Source organism: Hylemonella gracilis ATCC 19624 (assembly GCF_000211835.1).
In the GTDB taxonomy this organism is placed as follows: domain Bacteria; phylum Pseudomonadota; class Gammaproteobacteria; order Burkholderiales; family Burkholderiaceae_C; genus Hylemonella; species Hylemonella gracilis.
Window position 1 is genome coordinate 1 of sequence record NZ_AEGR01000057.1, and the last position, 16,921, is coordinate 16,921.

16 protein-coding genes and 1 tRNA gene are annotated in these 16,921 nt (G+C 66.7%); 7 read left to right on the forward strand and 10 right to left on the reverse strand.

Annotated elements, in window-relative coordinates; translation table 11 throughout:
- The 8 genes from HGR_RS09145 to cysS form a co-directional block, all read right to left on the reverse strand.
- Positions 1 to 242, reverse strand: a 242-nt coding sequence (locus HGR_RS09145) for an AAA family ATPase (RefSeq protein WP_006297933.1), incomplete at its 3' end; no start/stop codon positions are given.
- A 14-nt stretch (positions 243 to 256) separates the two neighbouring features.
- Positions 257 to 475, reverse strand: coding sequence for a restriction endonuclease subunit S domain-containing protein (locus tag HGR_RS17310; RefSeq protein ID WP_138922461.1), 219 nt, complete (start codon positions 473 to 475; stop codon positions 257 to 259).
- 366 nt (positions 476 to 841) lie between these two features.
- A tRNA-Ser gene (locus HGR_RS09150) sits at positions 842 to 935 on the reverse strand.
- A 92-nt stretch (positions 936 to 1,027) separates the two neighbouring features.
- The gene (locus tag HGR_RS09155) at positions 1,028 to 2,296 is read right to left on the reverse strand and encodes an aspartate kinase (RefSeq protein WP_006297934.1); all 1,269 of its coding nucleotides are present in this window, start codon (positions 2,294 to 2,296) and stop codon (positions 1,028 to 1,030) included.
- 121 nt (positions 2,297 to 2,417) lie between these two features.
- Complete coding sequence (tilS, locus tag HGR_RS09160) at positions 2,418 to 3,461, reverse strand: tRNA lysidine(34) synthetase TilS (RefSeq protein WP_050797426.1); 1,044 nt, start codon at positions 3,459 to 3,461, stop codon at positions 2,418 to 2,420.
- Positions 3,427 to 4,401: an acetyl-CoA carboxylase carboxyltransferase subunit alpha gene (locus HGR_RS09165; protein ID WP_006297936.1), complete on the reverse strand. Its 975-nt coding sequence runs from the start codon at positions 4,399 to 4,401 to the stop codon at positions 3,427 to 3,429. Before HGR_RS09165 ends, tilS begins: the two co-directional genes overlap by 35 nt.
- Positions 4,402 to 4,525: 124 nt before the next feature.
- Positions 4,526 to 5,257, reverse strand: coding sequence for a DNA-3-methyladenine glycosylase family protein (locus HGR_RS09170; protein ID WP_006297937.1), 732 nt, complete (start codon positions 5,255 to 5,257; stop codon positions 4,526 to 4,528).
- Entirely contained in the window at positions 5,254 to 6,681 is a 1,428-nt protein-coding gene (cysS, locus tag HGR_RS09175; protein ID WP_006297938.1) for a cysteine--tRNA ligase, read from the reverse strand. Before cysS ends, HGR_RS09170 begins: the two co-directional genes overlap by 4 nt.
- A 177-nt stretch (positions 6,682 to 6,858) precedes the next feature.
- On the opposite strand from cysS, the gene HGR_RS09180 reads away from it, so the two are divergent.
- The 6 genes from HGR_RS09180 to HGR_RS09205 all read left to right on the forward strand — a co-directional run bounded on the left by HGR_RS09180 (position 6,859) and on the right by HGR_RS09205 (position 12,554).
- Positions 6,859 to 7,449: a tetratricopeptide repeat protein gene (locus HGR_RS09180; RefSeq protein ID WP_006297939.1), complete on the forward strand. Its 591-nt coding sequence runs from the start codon at positions 6,859 to 6,861 to the stop codon at positions 7,447 to 7,449.
- 62 nt (positions 7,450 to 7,511) lie between these two features.
- Positions 7,512 to 8,810: a L,D-transpeptidase Cds6 family protein gene (locus HGR_RS09185; RefSeq protein ID WP_237701396.1), complete on the forward strand. Its 1,299-nt coding sequence runs from the start codon at positions 7,512 to 7,514 to the stop codon at positions 8,808 to 8,810.
- Between the two features lie 31 nt (positions 8,811 to 8,841).
- Positions 8,842 to 10,140, forward strand: coding sequence for a L,D-transpeptidase family protein (locus HGR_RS09190; protein WP_006297941.1), 1,299 nt, complete (start codon positions 8,842 to 8,844; stop codon positions 10,138 to 10,140).
- A 146-nt stretch (positions 10,141 to 10,286) separates the two neighbouring features.
- A complete protein-coding gene (locus HGR_RS09195) occupies positions 10,287 to 10,793 on the forward strand; it encodes a peptidylprolyl isomerase (protein ID WP_006297942.1) in 507 nt (168 codons plus the stop codon).
- 11 nt (positions 10,794 to 10,804) lie between these two features.
- Positions 10,805 to 11,722 carry a UDP-2,3-diacylglucosamine diphosphatase gene (locus tag HGR_RS09200; RefSeq protein ID WP_006297943.1) on the forward strand — a complete coding sequence of 306 codons (918 nt, stop codon included), beginning with the start codon at positions 10,805 to 10,807 and terminating at the stop codon, positions 11,720 to 11,722.
- A 1-nt stretch (position 11,723) separates the two neighbouring features.
- The gene (locus HGR_RS09205) at positions 11,724 to 12,554 is read left to right on the forward strand and encodes a M90 family metallopeptidase (protein WP_006297944.1); all 831 of its coding nucleotides are present in this window, start codon (positions 11,724 to 11,726) and stop codon (positions 12,552 to 12,554) included.
- Positions 12,555 to 12,640: 86 nt separating this feature from the next.
- On the opposite strand, the gene HGR_RS09210 is transcribed toward HGR_RS09205, so the two are convergent.
- Entirely contained in the window at positions 12,641 to 13,600 is a 960-nt protein-coding gene (locus tag HGR_RS09210; RefSeq protein WP_006297945.1) for a LysR family transcriptional regulator, read from the reverse strand.
- 103 nt (positions 13,601 to 13,703) lie between these two features.
- Between HGR_RS09210 and HGR_RS09215 the strand changes: the two genes are divergently transcribed.
- Positions 13,704 to 14,921, forward strand: coding sequence for an MFS transporter (locus HGR_RS09215; protein WP_006297946.1), 1,218 nt, complete (start codon positions 13,704 to 13,706; stop codon positions 14,919 to 14,921).
- 83 nt (positions 14,922 to 15,004) lie between these two features.
- On the opposite strand, the gene HGR_RS09220 is transcribed toward HGR_RS09215, so the two are convergent.
- Positions 15,005 to 16,738 (reverse strand): GspE/PulE family protein, encoded by a 1,734-nt coding sequence (locus tag HGR_RS09220; RefSeq protein ID WP_169312691.1) that lies wholly within the window; start codon positions 16,736 to 16,738, stop codon positions 15,005 to 15,007.
- Between the last annotated feature and the right edge of the window lie 183 nt (positions 16,739 to 16,921).

Here is a 16,921-nt window from a genome sequence, read left to right on the forward strand (position 1 = left end):
CCCCCCCCCGCCACAATGTTGAGGCGGTTCAAGGCTGTGGCTGTGCGCTCTTTGGCCGTTGAATCCTTGCGTACATCAAACCAGGTTTTCACCGCCTGTGACCACAAGGCCAATGCTTGTATGGCGCTGGTCTTGCCGCAGTTGTTGGGGCCAATCAACACCGCAGGGTGATCCAGCTCAATGCGCTGCTTCTCACCGAAGCGTTTGAAATTCTCGATTTCCAGGTAATGCAGTAAGCGCATGGCTCGGTGCTCCATCAAGGGGATGCGGGGATTTTGACCTGCCCCAGGCCGATCTTGCCTTTAGGGGCCTCGGTGATGAGGGCGGAACAGAAGTCGGCTAGACGGGTGATAGCAGTCTCGATGTTTGCCAACATTTGATCAATATGTACTGCCGCTGAATCTATATGGCTGACTATTACCGCCTGCTCTGCCGATGTTGGTACCGGACAAATCAACCCGCGAAACGGAATCATGACGAGGCGGTACTGCGGTGGGCGGAGAGGCCGCGCAGCAAGTTGGGACTATTCCTAATGATGTCGCAGCGGGCCTTAAAGGCGTCGAGATTTTTCATGCAAGCGGTGAGACAGGGAATAGAGCGTGAACGACTGGAGATTTTTAGCGAAAACAGGGGGTCGTGCTGACGCTGATTTTCTATTTTGATGTCTTGGCATCGACCTCCGACTGTGATTTGCGCTCTCCATTGGAGATCGGCACGGGTGCCCCCTGCCCGCCATCACCCCGTAGCTGGGAAACGCCAGGGTCTTGGCAACTTGCACTGTTCAGAGCACGAAACAAGGCCTCAGAAAAAACGAAGCCCCGCACAGGGCGGGGCTTGTTCTTGGCGGAGACGGAGGGATTCGAACCCTCGATGCAAGTTTTAGCTCACATACTCCCTTAGCAGGGGAGCACCTTCGGCCTCTCGGTCACGTCTCCAAAGGATGGGCGGGATTATGGCATGAATCACCGCCTGATCCGGCAAAAAACCGGGCGGGCAACCGGCCGTTCAGCCGGTTCCGCGGCACAACTCAGGCGGCGGCCTGGTCCAGGTCGAAAGCCTTGTGCAGGGCGCGCACGGCCAGTTCCATGTACTTCTCGTCGATCACGACGGAGGTCTTGATTTCGCTGGTGGAGATCATCTGGATGTTGATGCCCTCTTCGCTCAGCGAACGGAACATCTTGCTGGCGATGCCCACGTGGCTGCGCATGCCGATGCCGACGATGCTGACCTTGCAGATCTTGGTGTCGCCCTGCACTTCGGCGGCGCCGAGCGTGGGGATCACCTTGTCCTTGAGCAGGTCGATGGTCTTGGCGTAGTCGTTGCGGTTGACGGTGAAGCTGAAGTCCGTCTTGCCGTCCTTGGCGATGTTCTGGATGATGACGTCCACCTCGACGTTGGCGTCAGCCACCGCGCCCAGGATTTGGTAGGCGATGCCGGGCTTGTCGGGCACGCCCAGGATGGAGATCTTGGCTTCGTCGCGGTTGAACGCGATGCCGGAAACAACGGCTTGTTCCATGTGTTCGTCTTCCTCGAAAGTGATCAACGTGCCGGACTTGGCTTCTTCGTTGAGGTCGATGTCCCAGGGGGTGAAGCTGGAGAGCACGCGCAGCGGCACCTTGTACTTGCCCGCGAACTCGACCGAGCGGATCTGCAGCACCTTGGAGCCCATGGACGCCATTTCGAGCATTTCCTCGAAGCTCACGGTGTGCAAGCGGCGCGCCTCGGGCACGATGCGCGGGTCGGTGGTGTAGACGCCGTCCACGTCGGTGTAGATCAGGCACTCTGCGGCCTTGAGCGCGGCGGCCACGGCCACGGCCGAGGTGTCGCTGCCGCCCCGGCCCAGCGTGGTGATGTGGCCCAGGCCATCGATGCCCTGGAAGCCGGTGATGATGACCACCTTGCCGGCGGCGAGGTCGGCGCGCACGCGTTGGTCGTCGATGCTTTCGATGCGGGCCTTGGTGTAGGCGCTGTCGGTCTTGATCGGCACCTGCCAGCCCGCGTAGCTCACGGCCTGCAGCCCTTCGGCCTGCAACGCGATGGCCAGCAGCGCGGAGGACGCCTGCTCGCCGGTGGAGGCCAGCATGTCGAGCTCACGGCCGTAGGCGTCGTTGGTCTTGGCAGGGGCCAGTTCCTTGGCCAGGCCGAGCAGGCGATTGGTTTCGCCGCTCATGGCGCTGGGCACCACCACCATCTGGTGACCGGCGCGCGCCCACTTGGCGACACGCTTGGCGACGTTGCGGATGCGCTCGGTCGAGCCCATCGACGTGCCGCCGTATTTGTGAACGATCAGTGCCATTGAAAAAGAATGGGCCGCCGCGAAACGCAACAGCCCGTGTTCGTCAAGAAGTGTTGAGAGGGGTGTCCGGCCTGCCCTGGCGCCGCGCCTGCACGAAGGCAAGGGGTGCACACGAAGAGGGTCAAGCGGGGTGATTGTACCAAGCCAGGATATCGCCCCGACGCTCCACCCGCCCCGCGCCCACCTTGAGCTCGATGCGGTGACCGCGCGTGGCGCAAGCGGCGACTTGGTCCAGCAGTTCCTCCAATTGGGCCGAGCTGGCATTGGCGGAGCCGCCATGGGGATCGGCCATCGCATGCGCCTGCCGCAGCCAGTGGCGCAGCAGATTGGCCTGGCGGTCACGGCTCAAGGCGCGCAGCTCGGCGATGCGCGGCCCATGTCCAGGGTCGATGCCCACGCCGGTCGCAGCCGCGTCCTGCACAGCCAGTTCGTTCAGCAGTCGCTGGGCCTGCGCCGCGTGCGCGGCGCTGCGTGCGAAGGTGGCGCGGAACTGGGGAAACACCACGTCCAGCACCGGCAGCAGGCGGGCGCGGATGCGGTTGCGGGTGTAGCGTTCGTCGGCATTGCTCGGGTCATCGACCCAGCCCGCGCCCGCTCGCAAGCCACGGGCTTCAAGCCACACGCGCAGTTCGGCGCCCGGCACGTCCAGCAAGGGGCGGTGCCAGCGCAGCCCGCCACGCTCCCAGGCTTGGGGCATGGAGGCCAAGCCCGGCAAACCGGCGCCACGCGACAAGGCCAACAGCAGAGTCTCGACCTGGTCGTCAGCATGCTGGGCCAGGGCGACATCGCGCACACCCGCCATCAGGGCGGCCTCGGTCAAGGCCGCATAACGGGCGCCGCGTGCCGCGTCTTCCGGGCTCTGACCAGGGGCGTGGCGCGCGTCCACACGCCACGTGTGCAGGGGAATGTTCAGTGGTTCACAGGTGGCGCGCACCTGAGCCTCGAAGCCGTCGGCTGCGGCCTGCAAGCCGTGGTGCACGTGGAGGGCCTGCACCTGCCCCGGCCAGCGTTCGGCGCAGGCCAGCAGCAAGGCCGTGGAATCGGCGCCGCCGCTGCACGCCACGGCCAGAGGCAGGCCGGGCTGAAAACGCGCGAGGGCCCGCGTGAAAGCAGGCGCCGCGCCGGGAGGATTACTTGGCGCTCTTGGTGTCGGTGTAGCGGCCATAGCTCTGCAGGCGCTCGTAGCGGCGGTCCAGCAGTTCCTTGACCTTGAGGTCGGCCACTTGGCGGTAGGACTCGACCAGGGCGCGCTTGAGGAAGGACGCCATCTGCTTGGTGTCGCGGTGCGCGCCGCCGACCGGCTCGTTGACGATCTTGTCCACCAGCCCCAGGGCCTTGAGGCGGTGCGCGGTGATGCCCAGGGCCTCGGCCGCTTCCTCGGCGCGCTCGGCGGTCTTCCAGAGGATGGAGGCGCAGCCTTCGGGGCTGATGACGGAGTAGACGGAGTACTGCAGCATCAGCACCTGGTCGGCCACGGAAATCGCCAGCGCGCCGCCGGAGCCGCCCTCGCCAATGATGGTGGTGATGATGGGCACTTCCAGCTGCGCCATCTCGAAGATGTTGCGGCCGATGGCCTCGGACTGGCCGCGCTCCTCGGCGTCAATGCCGGGGTAGGCGCCGGGCGTGTCCACGAAGGTGAAGACCGGCAGACCGAACTTCTCGGCCGTCTTCATGAGGCGCAGGGCCTTGCGGTAACCCTCGGGCTTGCTCATGCCGAAGTTGCGCAGACCGCGCTCCTTGGTGTCGCGGCCCTTCTGTTGCCCCAGCACCATGCAGGGCGTGCCGTTGAAACGGGCCAGGCCGCCGACGATGGAGAGGTCGTCCGCGAAGTGGCGGTCACCGTGCATCTCGACGAAGTCGGTGAAGATCTCATTCACATAGTCCAGCGTGTAGGGACGCTCGGGATGGCGCGCGATCTTGGTGACCTGCCACGCATTGAGGTCGCTGTAGACGTCCTTGGTCAGCTGCAGGCTTTTCTTGCCGAGCTGTTCGATCTCCGCGCTGATGTCGACGGCGGACTCGGTCTGCACGTAGCGCAGTTCTTCGATCTTGGCTTCGAGTTCGGCGATCGGTTGCTCGAAGTCGAGGAATGTTTTCTTGGCCATCTGAGACCTCCAATAAGAGAACGGGCACGTCAGCCACAGCCACCGGGACAGGCCGCACGCGCTTTCGTTTCGATTTCCGGTTCGGGTTGTTGTTCAGTCCACGACCCATGAGGGCCTGCTCGCGCTAGTAAGCGACCGGCAGGGGGTCGAGAGAGCGCCAAATATACCAAGTCGCCACGCTGCAAAACGGGGCCCAGGCCGCGGCCACCTCGCGGGCGTCGCTGCGGCTGACCGCCTCGCCGGAGAAATAGTTACGACTGATACCGTTGAGCAATCCGATATCGTCCAGCGGCAAGACGTTGGGTCTCATCAGATGAAAGATCAGGAACATTTCGGCCGTCCACCGGCCTATGCCCCGGATGCCGACCAGCTCGGCAATGATGGCTTCGTCGTCCATCGCCTTCCAATCGGCGACACGGATGGCGCCGCTGTCGAAATGCAGCGCCAAGTCCACCAGGTATTCCACCTTGCGCGCCGACAGGCCGGCGGCACGCATGTCGTCGACTTTGAGCTTGAGCACGTTGCCGGGCGTCATGCGCCGGGGCAGCGCCGCGAAGCGTTCCCACACGGACTGTGCGGCCTTGACCGAGATCTGCTGGCCCACGATGCTGCGCGCCAGCGTGACGAAGGCATCGCCGCGCGTCTCCAGGCAGGCGCCGCCATGCTGGGGAATGATGCGGTTCATCACCCGGTCCTTCTTCATCAGGTGCTTGCAGGCCTCGTCCCAATAGACCGGCGTGGCGACCTGCACCGCCTCCGTGCCTTTGGTGGCCGCCACCGAGGACGCGAAGGCCGAGGCGGATTTGTTGGGGGCATCCGGCTCGTCGATCGGCTTGGCCTTGGGCGCGGCGTTCATGCCGCAACCTCCCAAGTGGTTCCGGTGGGCGCGTCTTTGAGCACGATGCCTTGCGCCAAAAGTTCCTGACGGATGCGATCCGCCTCGGCAAAGTTCTTCGCGGCCTTGGCAGCGGCGCGCTGGGCGATCAGGCTGTCGATGGCGCTGGCGTCCAGCGCGGCGCTGGCGCCGGACTGCAAAAACGCGACGGGATCCTCTTGAAGCAGGCCCAGGCAGCCGCCCAGCGCCTTCAACAGAGCCGCTAGGCGGGCCGATCCGGTCTTGTTGACCTCGGTGGCCAAATCGAACAGCACGGCCACGGCTTCGGGCGTGCCGAAGTCTTCGTCCATCGCGGCCTTGAAGCGGGCCGCATGCCCCTCGGTCCAGTCCACCGTCTGCGGCGCCATGGGTGCGGGTGGCGTGGCTTGAAGAGCGGTGTACAGACGCTTCAAGGCGCTGCGCGCGTCATCCAGGTGGGCGTCGCCGTAATTCAGCGGGCTGCGGTAGTGCGCGCGCAGGATGAAGAAGCGCACGGTCTGGGCGTCGTACTTCTGCAGCACTTCGCGGATGGTGAAGAAGTTGCCCAGGCTCTTGGACATCTTCTCGTTGTCCACGCGCACGAAGCCGTTGTGCATCCAGTAACGCGCCATCGGCTGGCCTTCGTTAGCCGCGCCGATCTTGGCGCCTTCGCTCTGGGCGATTTCGTTTTCGTGGTGGGGAAACTGCAGATCCGCCCCGCCGCCATGGATGTCGAAACTCTCGCCCAGCAAGGCACAGCTCATGGCCGAGCATTCGATGTGCCAGCCCGGGCGGCCCGCCCCATAAGGGCTCTGCCATTGGGCTTCGGCCGGCTCGTCCGCCTTGGCGGACTTCCAGAGCACGAAGTCCAGCGGGTCCTGCTTGCCGTCCAGCACGGCGACCCGCTCGCCGGCGCGCAGCTCGTCCAAGGACTTGCCCGACAGCTTGCCGTAGCCCGGGAACTTGCGCACGGAATAGTTCACGTCACCAGAAGCGCCGCCGGCTTGCCCCGGCACGCGGTAGGCCAGGCCCTGGCGTTCCAGCTGACCAATCAGGTCCAGCATCTGGGGCACGTAGTCCATGGCCCGGGGTTCGTGAGTCGGCCGCTGGATGCCCAGGGCGTCCGCGTCCTGGTGCAGCGCGGCGATCATGCGGTCGGTCAGGCCGCGGATGGTCTCGCCGTTCTTGAGCGCGCGCTGGATGATCTTGTCGTCGATGTCGGTGATGTTGCGCACGTAGGTCACGCGCCAGCCGCTGGCCTTGAGCCAGCGTTGCACCACGTCGAAGGCGACCATGGCGCGCGCATGGCCCAGGTGGCACAGGTCATAGACGGTCATCCCGCACACATACATGCGGACATGGCCAGGTTCCAGCGAGACAAAAGGCTCCAGCGCACGCGACAGCGTGTTGTAGATGCGAAGAGTCATGTGGCAATCAAAAAAACCGGCGCTCCACTTCGCGAATGAACTTCGTGAAGGCGTGCCGGCTCAAGCAGAGGGGTGAACGAGGGTGCCGCGCGAACGCGGCACTACAATTGCGGCCAGTATAAAGCCCCGGCGTGGAGGCCAAGCGCATGAATTCTCAGGCCTGGCCCGTGAATTGCGATGGCACCGCCTCTGACTGCCGCCCTTCTCAAGCCCTCCAACTTCGTGTTTTCCCTGCCTTCCGTGCCGTATTCCGCCGTCCGCGCCCTGCGGTTCCCCCTGATCAGCCTGCTCATGGGCTTGGCGCTAGCGACGGCGTCTTTGTCCGCGCGCGCGGACGCGTACGAGGAGGTCAACCAGAAATTGCAAGCTGGGCGCTATGCCGAGGCGCAAGCGCAGGCTGAGCGCTACCTGCAGGGCAAGCCGCGCGACCCCCAAATGCGCTACCTCCTGGGCTTGGTTCAGCGCGGCAGCGGCAAGCCCGAGGCGGCCCTTGAAACCTTCCTGCGGCTGACCACGGAGTATCCCGAGCTGCCCGAGCCCCACAACGCCCTGGCCTCGCTCTATGCCGCTCAGGGCGACTACGATCAAGCCCGCATCGCGCTGGAGCACGCGATTCGTGCCCGACCCGATTACGCGACCGCGCTCGAGAACCTGGGCGACCTGCAACTGCATCTGGCACAGCAGGCGTATTGCCAGGCCTTGAAGAGCAATCCGCGCAATGCCAAACTGCGTTCGCGCGTCCAGGCCCTCGGCATGCAGTGCCCGTAAAAGACACTCACGAACCACACAACCGCTGCCTTGCCATGCCTTCAAGCCGCCTCGTCCACGCCATGAACCCCGGACTTCGCCAAGACAGCACCCATCTCTCTGGCCCCTTGCCTCGGCGCTTGCACCGCAGCCTGATGCTCTCCTCGGTGCTGGCCCTGGCCTGTGCCTTGGGTACACCACCGGCCCGGGCGGCTGGTGCGGACATCCCGGCCTTGATGGCGGCTGGACAATGGTCACAGGCGCGCGGCGCCGTCGAGCAACAACTGCAAGCCCGTCCCAAGGACGCTCAACTTCAGCTTTACAAAGGGGTGATCCAGCGCGAAAGCGGCCAGCTGCGCGAAGCCCTGGTCACGTTCACGCAGTTGAGTGTCGAGCACCCCAACCTGCCCGAAGCCTGGAACAACTTGGCGGCCGTCCACGCGGCGCTGGGCCAATTCGAGCAGGCTCGCGTGGCGCTGGAAAAAGCCCTGCACACGCACCCCAGCTACGCCGCGGCCTACGACAACCTGGGCGCGGTCTACGCCCGCCTGGCCAGCCTGGCCTACAGCCGGGCGCTGCTGATCGACGCCGAGGGCGCCGTGCCCAACGCCAAGCCCAGCCCCCAGCAGCAAGCCGCCAATGAAGCCTTGAAGCAGTCGCTCCAGCAGCCCATGCAACTGGCCTTGTTGCGTGAAGTGCGGGAGTTGCCGGCCGCCTCCGCGCCGCTGCCAGCGGCAACGCCAGTGGCGCCTGCGCCCGTGGTGGTGGCCTCCGCCACGCCGCCCGCACCCGCGCCACATGCAGCGCCAGCGGCCACGACCGCGACGCAAGCGACACCCGTCTCCGTCCCAACGGCCACGCCTGCGCCCTCGGCACCGGCCGTCGCCGTCGCTCAGCCTCCCCTGACGCCGCCACCGCCCCCGCCGCCGCCTGTCAGCAAGCCCGCGCCAGTGGTGCCACGGGAAACTCCTGCCCCGCCAGTCGCAGCGGCCGCCACACCGGCAGCGCCACCCGTGGCCAGCGCAGCGCCCAGCGCCCCGTCAGCCGACGAAGCGGCCGTCGCCCAGGCCGTGCGCGCCTGGGCTCAAGCCTGGTCGGACCGCGACATGGCGCGCTACCTCGGTGCCTACGCGAGCAACTTCGACACCGGCTCGCAAAGCCGCCCGGTCTGGGAGCAAGCACGGCGTGATCGCATCGTCAGCAAGAAGCGCATCAGCGTGGAAGTGCAGAGCCTGCAGATCACCGTCAACGGTTCGCGCGCGATCGCCAAATTTCTGCAAGACTACAAGGCGGACACGCTGGCCGTCGTCAATGGCAAGACTCTGGAACTGACGCGCACGGCCGACCGCTGGCTGATCGTCAAGGAAAGCGCGGGCAACTGACTCGCCCGCCCCACCGCGTGCAAGGAACGTCATGAAGCGAGCCGTCTTCCTCACTCCGCCCCGCGTCGCCGTGCTGGTGTTGGCCGCGCTCGGCCTCTGCACGACACAGCAAGGTCGCGCGCAAGCCCAGACCGTGGCCGCCATCTCCCCGGCCCCGATCCTGACGTCCGCGGGCTCGAAACTCTCACCCGAAGCCCGACTGGTCGACATCTACCGACTCGTCGGCATGGGCCAGTTGAACGAGGCGCGCGAGGCCGCGCGCCGCCTGGCTCAAGACCACCCGAATTTCCAGCTGGCCCAGCTCGTTTATGGGGACCTGCTGCTCGCTCAGGCACGCGCGCTCAATGGTCTGGGCAATGCTCCCGCGCTGTTGACCACCGGCGTCGGGGCGCAAACCCTGGCCGAGTTGCGCCATGAATCCGAGGTGCGGCTGGCCGCGCTGCGCGAGCGCCCGCCGGCCGGTGCCGTGCCCACGCAATTCCTGGCGCTGGCGCCCAACGTGCGGCATGCCATCGCGGTCGATGCCTCGCGCGCCCGCCTGTACCTCTTCGAGAACCAAGCGCAAGCCAACGAAGGCGCTCGGATGCGCCTGATCGCCGACTACTACGTGTCCGTGGGCAAGTACGGCATCGAGAAAACCACGGAGGGCGACGCCCGCACCCCCCTGGGCGTGTACTTCACGCTGCACCGTCTGGACAAGCGCTCCTTGCCCAATTTCTATGGCGCGGGCGCGCTGCCGATCAACTACCCCAACATCCTGGACCGACGCAGGGGCAAGACGGGCAGCGGCATCTGGCTGCACGGCACGCCGCCCAATCAGTTCGCGCGTGCCCCCTTGGCCACCAATGGCTGCGTGGTGTTGTCCGACCCCGACCTCGAGCACGTGCTGCGCACCGTGGCCCCCAGCACGACACCGGTGGTGATTGCCTCGCGCCTGGAATGGGCGCAGCCGACGCAATTGCAAGCCGAGCGCCAGTCCTTCGAGACCGTGCTGGCGGCATGGCGGCAGGCCAAGACCAGCGGCGATCTGCAACAGATGCTGCGCTTCTACGCCGAGGACTTCTCGGGTTTCCGTGGCCGCACGCTGCGCGAGTGGGAACTGGTGCTGCGCGTCGAACTGGCGCGCGACGAGGGCCGCGCGATCGAACTGCAAAATCTCTCCTACCTGCGCTGGACGGACGAGGAAGACACCATGATCGTCACCTTCGAGGAAGCTTCCGCGCCGGGCCAGGACAACCGCCCTGGCGTTGCCAAGGGCCAAGTCAAGCGCCAGTACTGGAGCCGCCAGGGCCAGGAGTGGAAGATCATTTTTGAAGGAACCCTCGGATGAAGTCTCGTCGTCTTGCCCTGCGCCACCTGTCCACCCTGTTCTGCGCCTTGGGCCTCGCTCTTGGCCCAGCCCTTCAATCGGCGCAAGCCCAGAGCGCGCCAGCCAAGCCCGCCAGTACCGTCAACAAAACCAAAGGAAAGACCTCCATGAGCCACCCTCAAGTCGAACTCACCATCACCGGCTACGGCGTCATCAAGCTTGAACTCGACGCCGAGAAGGCGCCCAAGTCCGTCGAGAATTTCCTGGACTATGTGAAGAGTGGTCATTACAGCGGCACGGTCTTCCACCGCGTCATTCCGGGCTTCATGATCCAAGGCGGCGGCTTCGCCCCGGGCATGAACCAGAAGCCGACCGAACCGCCCATCGAAAACGAAGCCAACAACGGCCTGAAGAACGACAAGTACACCATCGCGATGGCGCGCACGAACGACCCGCATTCGGCGACCGCTCAATTCTTCATCAACGTCGCGAACAACGACTTCCTCAACCACAAGGCACCCTCGGGCCAAGGCTGGGGCTACGCCGTCTTCGGCAAGGTCATCGCAGGCCAGGACGTGGTGGACAAGATCGCCGCTGTGAAGACCGGCACCCGCGGCTTCCACGGTGACGTGCCCAAGGAAGACGTGGTGATCGAAAAAGCCACCGCCTTGTGATCTGAGCCCAAGTGAACCTGCCCCAGACGTTCGTCGCCGAAGTCAGCGCGCCCGCGAGCTGGCGGCTGGTCGACTTCATTTCCGACCTGCACCTGCACAGCAGCGAGCCCCGGACGGTGGAGGCCTGGAAACGCTACTTGGCGAGCACGCCCGCCGACGCCATCTTCCTGCTGGGCGACCTGTTCGAAGTCTGGGTCGGGGACGACGCGCTGGACGATCCCGGGACGGACGCGGCCAGCGCCGCGGAGTCGGCCTTCGAGCGCGAGTGCATCGCGGCGCTGCTCGCCGCGAGCACCAACCACGCGTTGTACTTTCTGCATGGCAACCGCGATTTCATGCTGGGTGACGAGGCCGCGAGGCGCGCGGGCATGACCTTGCTGGCCGATCCGTGCGTGCTCGTCTTCGGCGTCGCGCAAGGCAAGCCGGCGCGGTGGTTGCTCAGCCACGGCGATGCCCTCTGCCTGGGCGACCGCGAGTACCAGGCGTTTCGCGCGCAGGTCCGCACCCCCGAGTGGCAGCGAGGATTTCTGACCCAGTCCCTGACCCAGCGCCGGGCCTTCGCGCGCAATCTCCGTGCCCAGAGCGAGGCCCGCAGACAGGCGAGTGCCGCCGCCGGCACCGACTTCAGCGAGACCTACGCCGATGCCGACCCAGCCCTGACGCGCGCCTGGCTACAGGCCGCGCGCTGCACGAACCTGATCCATGGCCACACGCACCGCCCTGCGGATCACCGGCTTGACGAAGGCGCTAGTAACCCCAGCGGCGCGGGCTCGAGCACGCGCCATGTGCTGAGCGACTGGCATCTGGACGGCCCGGGGGCGCCGCGCGCCGAGGTCATGCGCCTCAGCCTGGCCCATGCCGGCAGCGCGGCGCGGGTCAGACGCCTGACGCTGGCCGAGGCCATGGGCACGACGACGCGCGTCAGCTGAGATGGGCTGGCTGGGCTCTCTGCTGGGGCGTCTGCTCAGCTCGGCGGCCAAGCGCCGCCCCCGTCACCCCATTCCCGACGCTCTGTGGCGAGACACCCTGGCCGCCTGCCCCTGGCTGGACAATCGAACGGAGTCCGAGCGCGCCCGCCTGCGTGACCTGTGCGCCCTCTTCCTGGAAGACAAAGAGTTCCATGGCGCGCAGGGCCTGAGCATCACCGATGCCATGGCCGTGCAGATCGCCGCCCAGGCCTGCCTGCCCGTGCTGGGCTTTGGCACGGGCAGCTTGCCCTTGCGCTGGTACGACGACTTCGTGACCATCGTCGTGCAGCCCGAAGAGGTGCTGGCCCCTCGCACGGTGATGGACGAGCATGGCGTGGTCCATGAGTACGAAGAGGAACTGGCTGGCGAGGCCATGCCCGAGGGCCCGGTGATGCTGAGCTGGCAGGACGTGCGCACGGCGTCGGACGCCGAGGCCATCGCCCAAGGCTACAACGTGGTCATCCATGAGTTCGTGCACAAGCTGGACCTGCGCGACGGCGTGGCGGACGGCTGCCCGCCCCTGCCCGCGGGTTTCATGGGCCTGGCGCCACGCGCCGCGCACGCGCACTGGCTGGACACGCTGCAGACGGCCTACGAGGGCTTCAAGGAAGCCTGCATCCGGGCCGAACGTTTTGGCGAAGCCGAGACTTGGCTGGACCCCTATGGCGCCGAGCACATCTCCGAGTTCTTCGCCGTTGCCAGTGAAGCGTATTTCGTGAACCGGGCACGTTTCACGCAGGAACATCCCACGCTGCTGGCGCTGTTCGACGCCTTCTACCGCCCAGGGGCCTAACCCAGTGGGAAGGCCTCAGGCCTGGGGCCTGGGGCCTGGGGCCTGGGGCCTGAAGCACACCTGCGGCCTGCTCGGCGCGCCCGCGCTCACGCCGTGGCCTCGCCCCCAACCGAGCCCCCCTGTAGCCGATGGAGCGCCGCCGGCCCGCTGACACGCATGATGTCGATGAAGCTGCGCAAGCGGGCCGGGTGCAGGCGCGCCTGCGGGTAGACCAGAAACACCGGCAGCGGATCGGCCCGCCACTGCGGCACGACATGCACGAGCCGCCCGGCACGCAGCTCCTCCTGCATGGCCCAGGCCGAACCCACGGCCAGTCCCAGGCCCTCGACGGCGGCGGTGCGCAAGGCGTAGAGCCCGTCGGTGGACAGGCGCGGCTGAATACCAATGCGCGCCACTTCGTCCGAACCGGCGCGCGTCAGGCTGATTTCGTTGCGGTAGAAGGTGCGCAAGGCCAACCAGGGCAGGCGCGTCAATTCGGCCGGGTGGGTGGGCAGGGCGCCGTCGAACAGGGACGGCGCGCCCACCACGATGCGAGGCACCTCGCCCAGGGGCAGCGCCACCACCGAGGGGTCCTGCACACCGCCGACGCGGATGGCGCAATCCACCCCCTCGGCGATGAAGTCGGGCATGCGGTCATGCAGCAGCCACTCGACCCGCATCTTGGGATAGCGCCGCAGGTAGTCCGCCAAAGGCTGCACCAGCTGCTGCTGCCCAAAGGCGTGGGGCGCCACCACGCGCAAGGTGCCGGCCGGCTCCTCGCCCGCACCACGGGTTTCGCTCTCGAACGCCTGCCAGCTGGAAATCAGGTCCTTGGCACGCACGTAGCAACGCTGGCCGTCCTCGGTCAAGCGCATGGCGTGGGTGGTGCGCTGCAGCAGGCGCACACCCATGGCGCGCTCCAGGGCCTGCAGGCGCCGGCTGATGGTGGGTTGCGTGCTGCCCAGTTGCTCGGCCGCTGCCGACAGGCTGCCGGCCTCGACGATGCGCACAAAGGTTTCGATCAGCAGCATCCGGTCGGTGCCGGGTGGCAGAGCCGCGTCTTCCATATTCATACGTAAATCGTATAACCAATCTTCCAGACAAGCCCTAACCAAGACCGTTTTGTTCAGAAAAAATCACGTCACCCTGAAAAACAACTGGAAAACCCTGATGAACACCATTCAATCAACGCATGCAAAGCAGGACGACGGCCTCTCCTCGGCCCTGGTGTTCCTGCTGGCTTTGGGCGCCGGTCTGGCGGCAGCCTCCATCTACTACAGCCAACCGCTGCTCGGCGTCCTGGGCACCGATCTGCAGACCTCGGCCGCGGCCGTCGGCTGGGTGCCCACCCTGACCCAGCTCGGTTACGCCCTGGGCATCCTGCTGCTGGCGCCCCTGGGAGATCGCTACGACCGGCGACGCGTCATCGCGATCAAGGCGGGTCTACTGGCCGCCGCCCTGCTGCTTTCCAGCCTCTCGCCCACGCTGGGCGTGCTGCTGGTGGCCAGCCTGGCGCTGGGCCTGGTGGCCACGCTGGCGCAGGACATCGTGCCCGCCGCGGCCACGCTCGCGCCGGAGACCCGGCGCGGTCGCGTGGTCGGCACGGTGATGACGGGGCTGCTGCTGGGCATCCTGCTGTCGCGTGTCGTCAGTGGTTTCGTGGCCGAGCACTTCGGCTGGCGCACCGTGTTCGCGGCGGCCGCGGTCGCCGTGCTGCTGCTGGGACTGGCCCTATGGCGGGTGCTGCCGCCCTTCGCGCCCACGTCCCGCCTGCCCTACGGCCAACTCATCGGATCGCTGCTGCAGCTGTGGCGGCAGCACCCGGAGCTGCGCCGCGCGGCGCTGGCCCAAGGCCTGCTGTCCGTGGCCTTCAGCGGTTTCTGGTCCACGATGGCGGTCATGCTGCATGGCGCGCCCTACCACCTCGGCACCAGCGCGGCGGGAGCCTTCGGCCTGGCGGGCGCGGCCGGCGCGCTGGCCGCGCCACTGGCGGGACGTTATGCCGATCGGCACGGCCCAGCCCGCGTGAGCCTCGCGGGCGCGGCGCTCACGGCCCTGTCGTTCGCGGCGATGTTCTTCCTGCCCGCGCTGTCGCCGCACCACGCGCTGTGGCTGATCGCCGCCAGCACCGTGGGTTTCGATCTGGGCATCCAGGTCTCGCTGATCGCGCACCAGACCATCGTCTACGGCCTGGACCCCGCCGCGCGCAGCCGACTCAACGCCGTGCTGCTCTCTTCCACTTTCGTCGGCATGTCGATGGGGGCGGCGCTGGGCAATGCCCTGCTGGCCCAGGCGGGCTGGACCGGCGTGACCGCCCTGGCCGTGATGGCCGCCTTGGGCGCGTGGGCCCTGCGCCTGCAGGCACCGGCGCAGACGCGCCAAGGCTGAACATCCGGGCTATCTGGCCCGTGCCCGTGCGGCCGTCTCCCTCGAGCGCGCACAGCCACTCATCCGGAACCCTGCGGCGGCCCTCACCAGGCCGTCGCTTTGTCCACCTCCTCCAGGGTCGTCAGCCCCTGCAGCACTTTGAGCAGGCCATCGTGGCGCATGGAACGGAAACCGTCGCGCCGGGCCGCGCGCTGGATCTCCACCAGGGACTGCTGCCGTGAGATCAGATCGCGAATGGCGTCGCTCAGCACGAAGACTTCGTGGATGCCCATGCGCCCCGCGTAACCACTGCCGTGGCAACGCGGGCACCCTCGTCCACGGCAGAAATGGACCGGCGCGTCACCCCGGTTGTGGAACAGGGTGTCCAGAACTTCAATGCTCGGTTCATAGCGCTCCTTGCAGTGCGGACAGATGCGGCGCACCAGGCGCTGGGCGAGCACGCCGATGACCGAAGGCGCCACCAGGAAGGGCGGCACCCCGATATCGACCAGGCGAGTGACGGCCTGCGCGGCGCTGTTGGTGTGCAGCGTGGCCATGACCAGATGTCCGGTGAGCGCGGCCTGGGTGGCGATGCGCGCGGTCTCCAGATCGCGGATTTCACCGATCAGCAGCACCTCCGGGTCCTGGCGCAGCACGGCCCGCAGCACCTGCGCGAAATCCAGGCCGATGGCGCCGTGGGTCTGGATCTGGGTGACACCATCGATGCGCAATTCCACCGGATCCTCCACCGTGACGATGTTGACCTCGGGGCTGTGCAACCGCGCCAACGCCGCGTAGAGCGTGGTGGTCTTGCCCGAACCGGTGGGCCCGGTCACCAGCAAGACCCCATGCGGGCGCTGGATCAATTGCTCCAGCAAGTCCTGGTTACGCCGCGAAAACCCGAGCTCGTCGATGGGCGTGACGCGCTGGTCGGACGAACCCACCGCGCGCAGGACCGCCTTCTCTCCGAACACGCTGGGCACGATGGACAGGCGGAAATCGTGGCTGCGGCCCTTTTGAGTCAGGCTGACACGCCCGTCCTGGGGACGGCGTTTTTCAGCGAAATCCAGGCTGGCGATCAGCTTCAAGTGCGACAGCAGGGGCGCGAGCAGGTCTTTGTCCAGCACCAGCCGGGTCTGCAGCAGGCCATCGATGCGAAAGCGCAAGGCCAAGGCGTTCGCCATCGGCTGGATGTGGAGGTCACTCGCGCGGTGCTTCAAGCTGTAGAGCAGCAGACCGCGCACCAGCTCACCCGCTCCCGACACCGAGGCTGACGCCGCTGGGCCTGACGCTCCCATCGCTGGCGACGCAGCGATGGCCTCGCGCATGGGGCGGCCCAGCTCCTGGCTGATCTTGCGAGCCAGGGCGGTCAAGCCCGCACGGCCCGTGTACTGGACTTCGATGCCGTTCTCGATGTCCTGCGCGAAGGCGAAAACCGCCTGCACGGAGTCCACGGACCTGGCCGATGGCCCAGCCGCGACCGCGCGCTCGACTTCGGCCACCACCATCGCGTCCTCGGGACGCACCAGGGCCACGTGCAGCGTGCGCTGCGTGAGCTGCAAGGGCAGGCACTGCAAACGGCGCGCGGCATCCGCACTGATGCACGCCAGGGCCTCGGGCTGGACCGCGGCTCGGTCCAGCGCCACCGTGTCCTTGCCAATGCTGGCCGCGTAGCGTTGCGCCAGTCGAGCCTTGAGGGCCGCTGATTCCAGCGCGCTGTGGAGGTGGGTGGACAGCTCAAGGTGCCGCACGCCGAACATCAGCTGCAGGCCGTCGGCCTCTTTGTCGCTCGCGATGCCGGCCTCGACCAGAGCTTGCACAAACGACGACCTAGTCACGGCCATTGTCCTGGACCGCGCGCGTGGCACCGAAGGCGGGGCCTTGATCGGGCATCGGCGGCGCTAAAGACTCGTCCCGCGAGCAGCCCGAAGTACCTCGACTCGCCTGCTCAGCCAGTTCCCGCAACAGCTCCTGAAGATCGAACCGGTGCTCGGGCAGCGGTTCCCGTGACTGATCCATCA

Coding starts and splice junctions, on each gene's coding strand:
- HGR_RS09170 (WP_006297937.1), bottom strand. CDS start 5,257: ATGAACGCCGCGCCCAAGGCCAAGCCGATCGACGAGCCGGATGCCCCC.
- HGR_RS09155 (WP_006297934.1), bottom strand. CDS start 2,296: ATGGCACTGATCGTTCACAAATACGGCGGCACGTCGATGGGCTCGACC.
- HGR_RS09190 (WP_006297941.1), top strand. CDS start 8,842: ATGAAGCGAGCCGTCTTCCTCACTCCGCCCCGCGTCGCCGTGCTGGTG.
- HGR_RS09205 (WP_006297944.1), top strand. CDS start 11,724: ATGGGCTGGCTGGGCTCTCTGCTGGGGCGTCTGCTCAGCTCGGCGGCC.
- HGR_RS09180 (WP_006297939.1), top strand. CDS start 6,859: ATGGCACCGCCTCTGACTGCCGCCCTTCTCAAGCCCTCCAACTTCGTG.
- tilS (WP_050797426.1), bottom strand. CDS start 3,461: ATGGCCGCTACACCGACACCAAGAGCGCCAAGTAATCCTCCCGGCGCG.
- HGR_RS09210 (WP_006297945.1), bottom strand. CDS start 13,600: ATGGAAGACGCGGCTCTGCCACCCGGCACCGACCGGATGCTGCTGATC.
- cysS (WP_006297938.1), bottom strand. CDS start 6,681: ATGACTCTTCGCATCTACAACACGCTGTCGCGTGCGCTGGAGCCTTTT.
- HGR_RS09165 (WP_006297936.1), bottom strand. CDS start 4,401: ATGGCCAAGAAAACATTCCTCGACTTCGAGCAACCGATCGCCGAACTC.
- HGR_RS17310 (WP_138922461.1), bottom strand. CDS start 475: ATGATTCCGTTTCGCGGGTTGATTTGTCCGGTACCAACATCGGCAGAG.
- HGR_RS09185 (WP_237701396.1), top strand. CDS start 7,512: ATGAACCCCGGACTTCGCCAAGACAGCACCCATCTCTCTGGCCCCTTG.
- HGR_RS09215 (WP_006297946.1), top strand. CDS start 13,704: ATGAACACCATTCAATCAACGCATGCAAAGCAGGACGACGGCCTCTCC.
- HGR_RS09195 (WP_006297942.1), top strand. CDS start 10,287: ATGAGCCACCCTCAAGTCGAACTCACCATCACCGGCTACGGCGTCATC.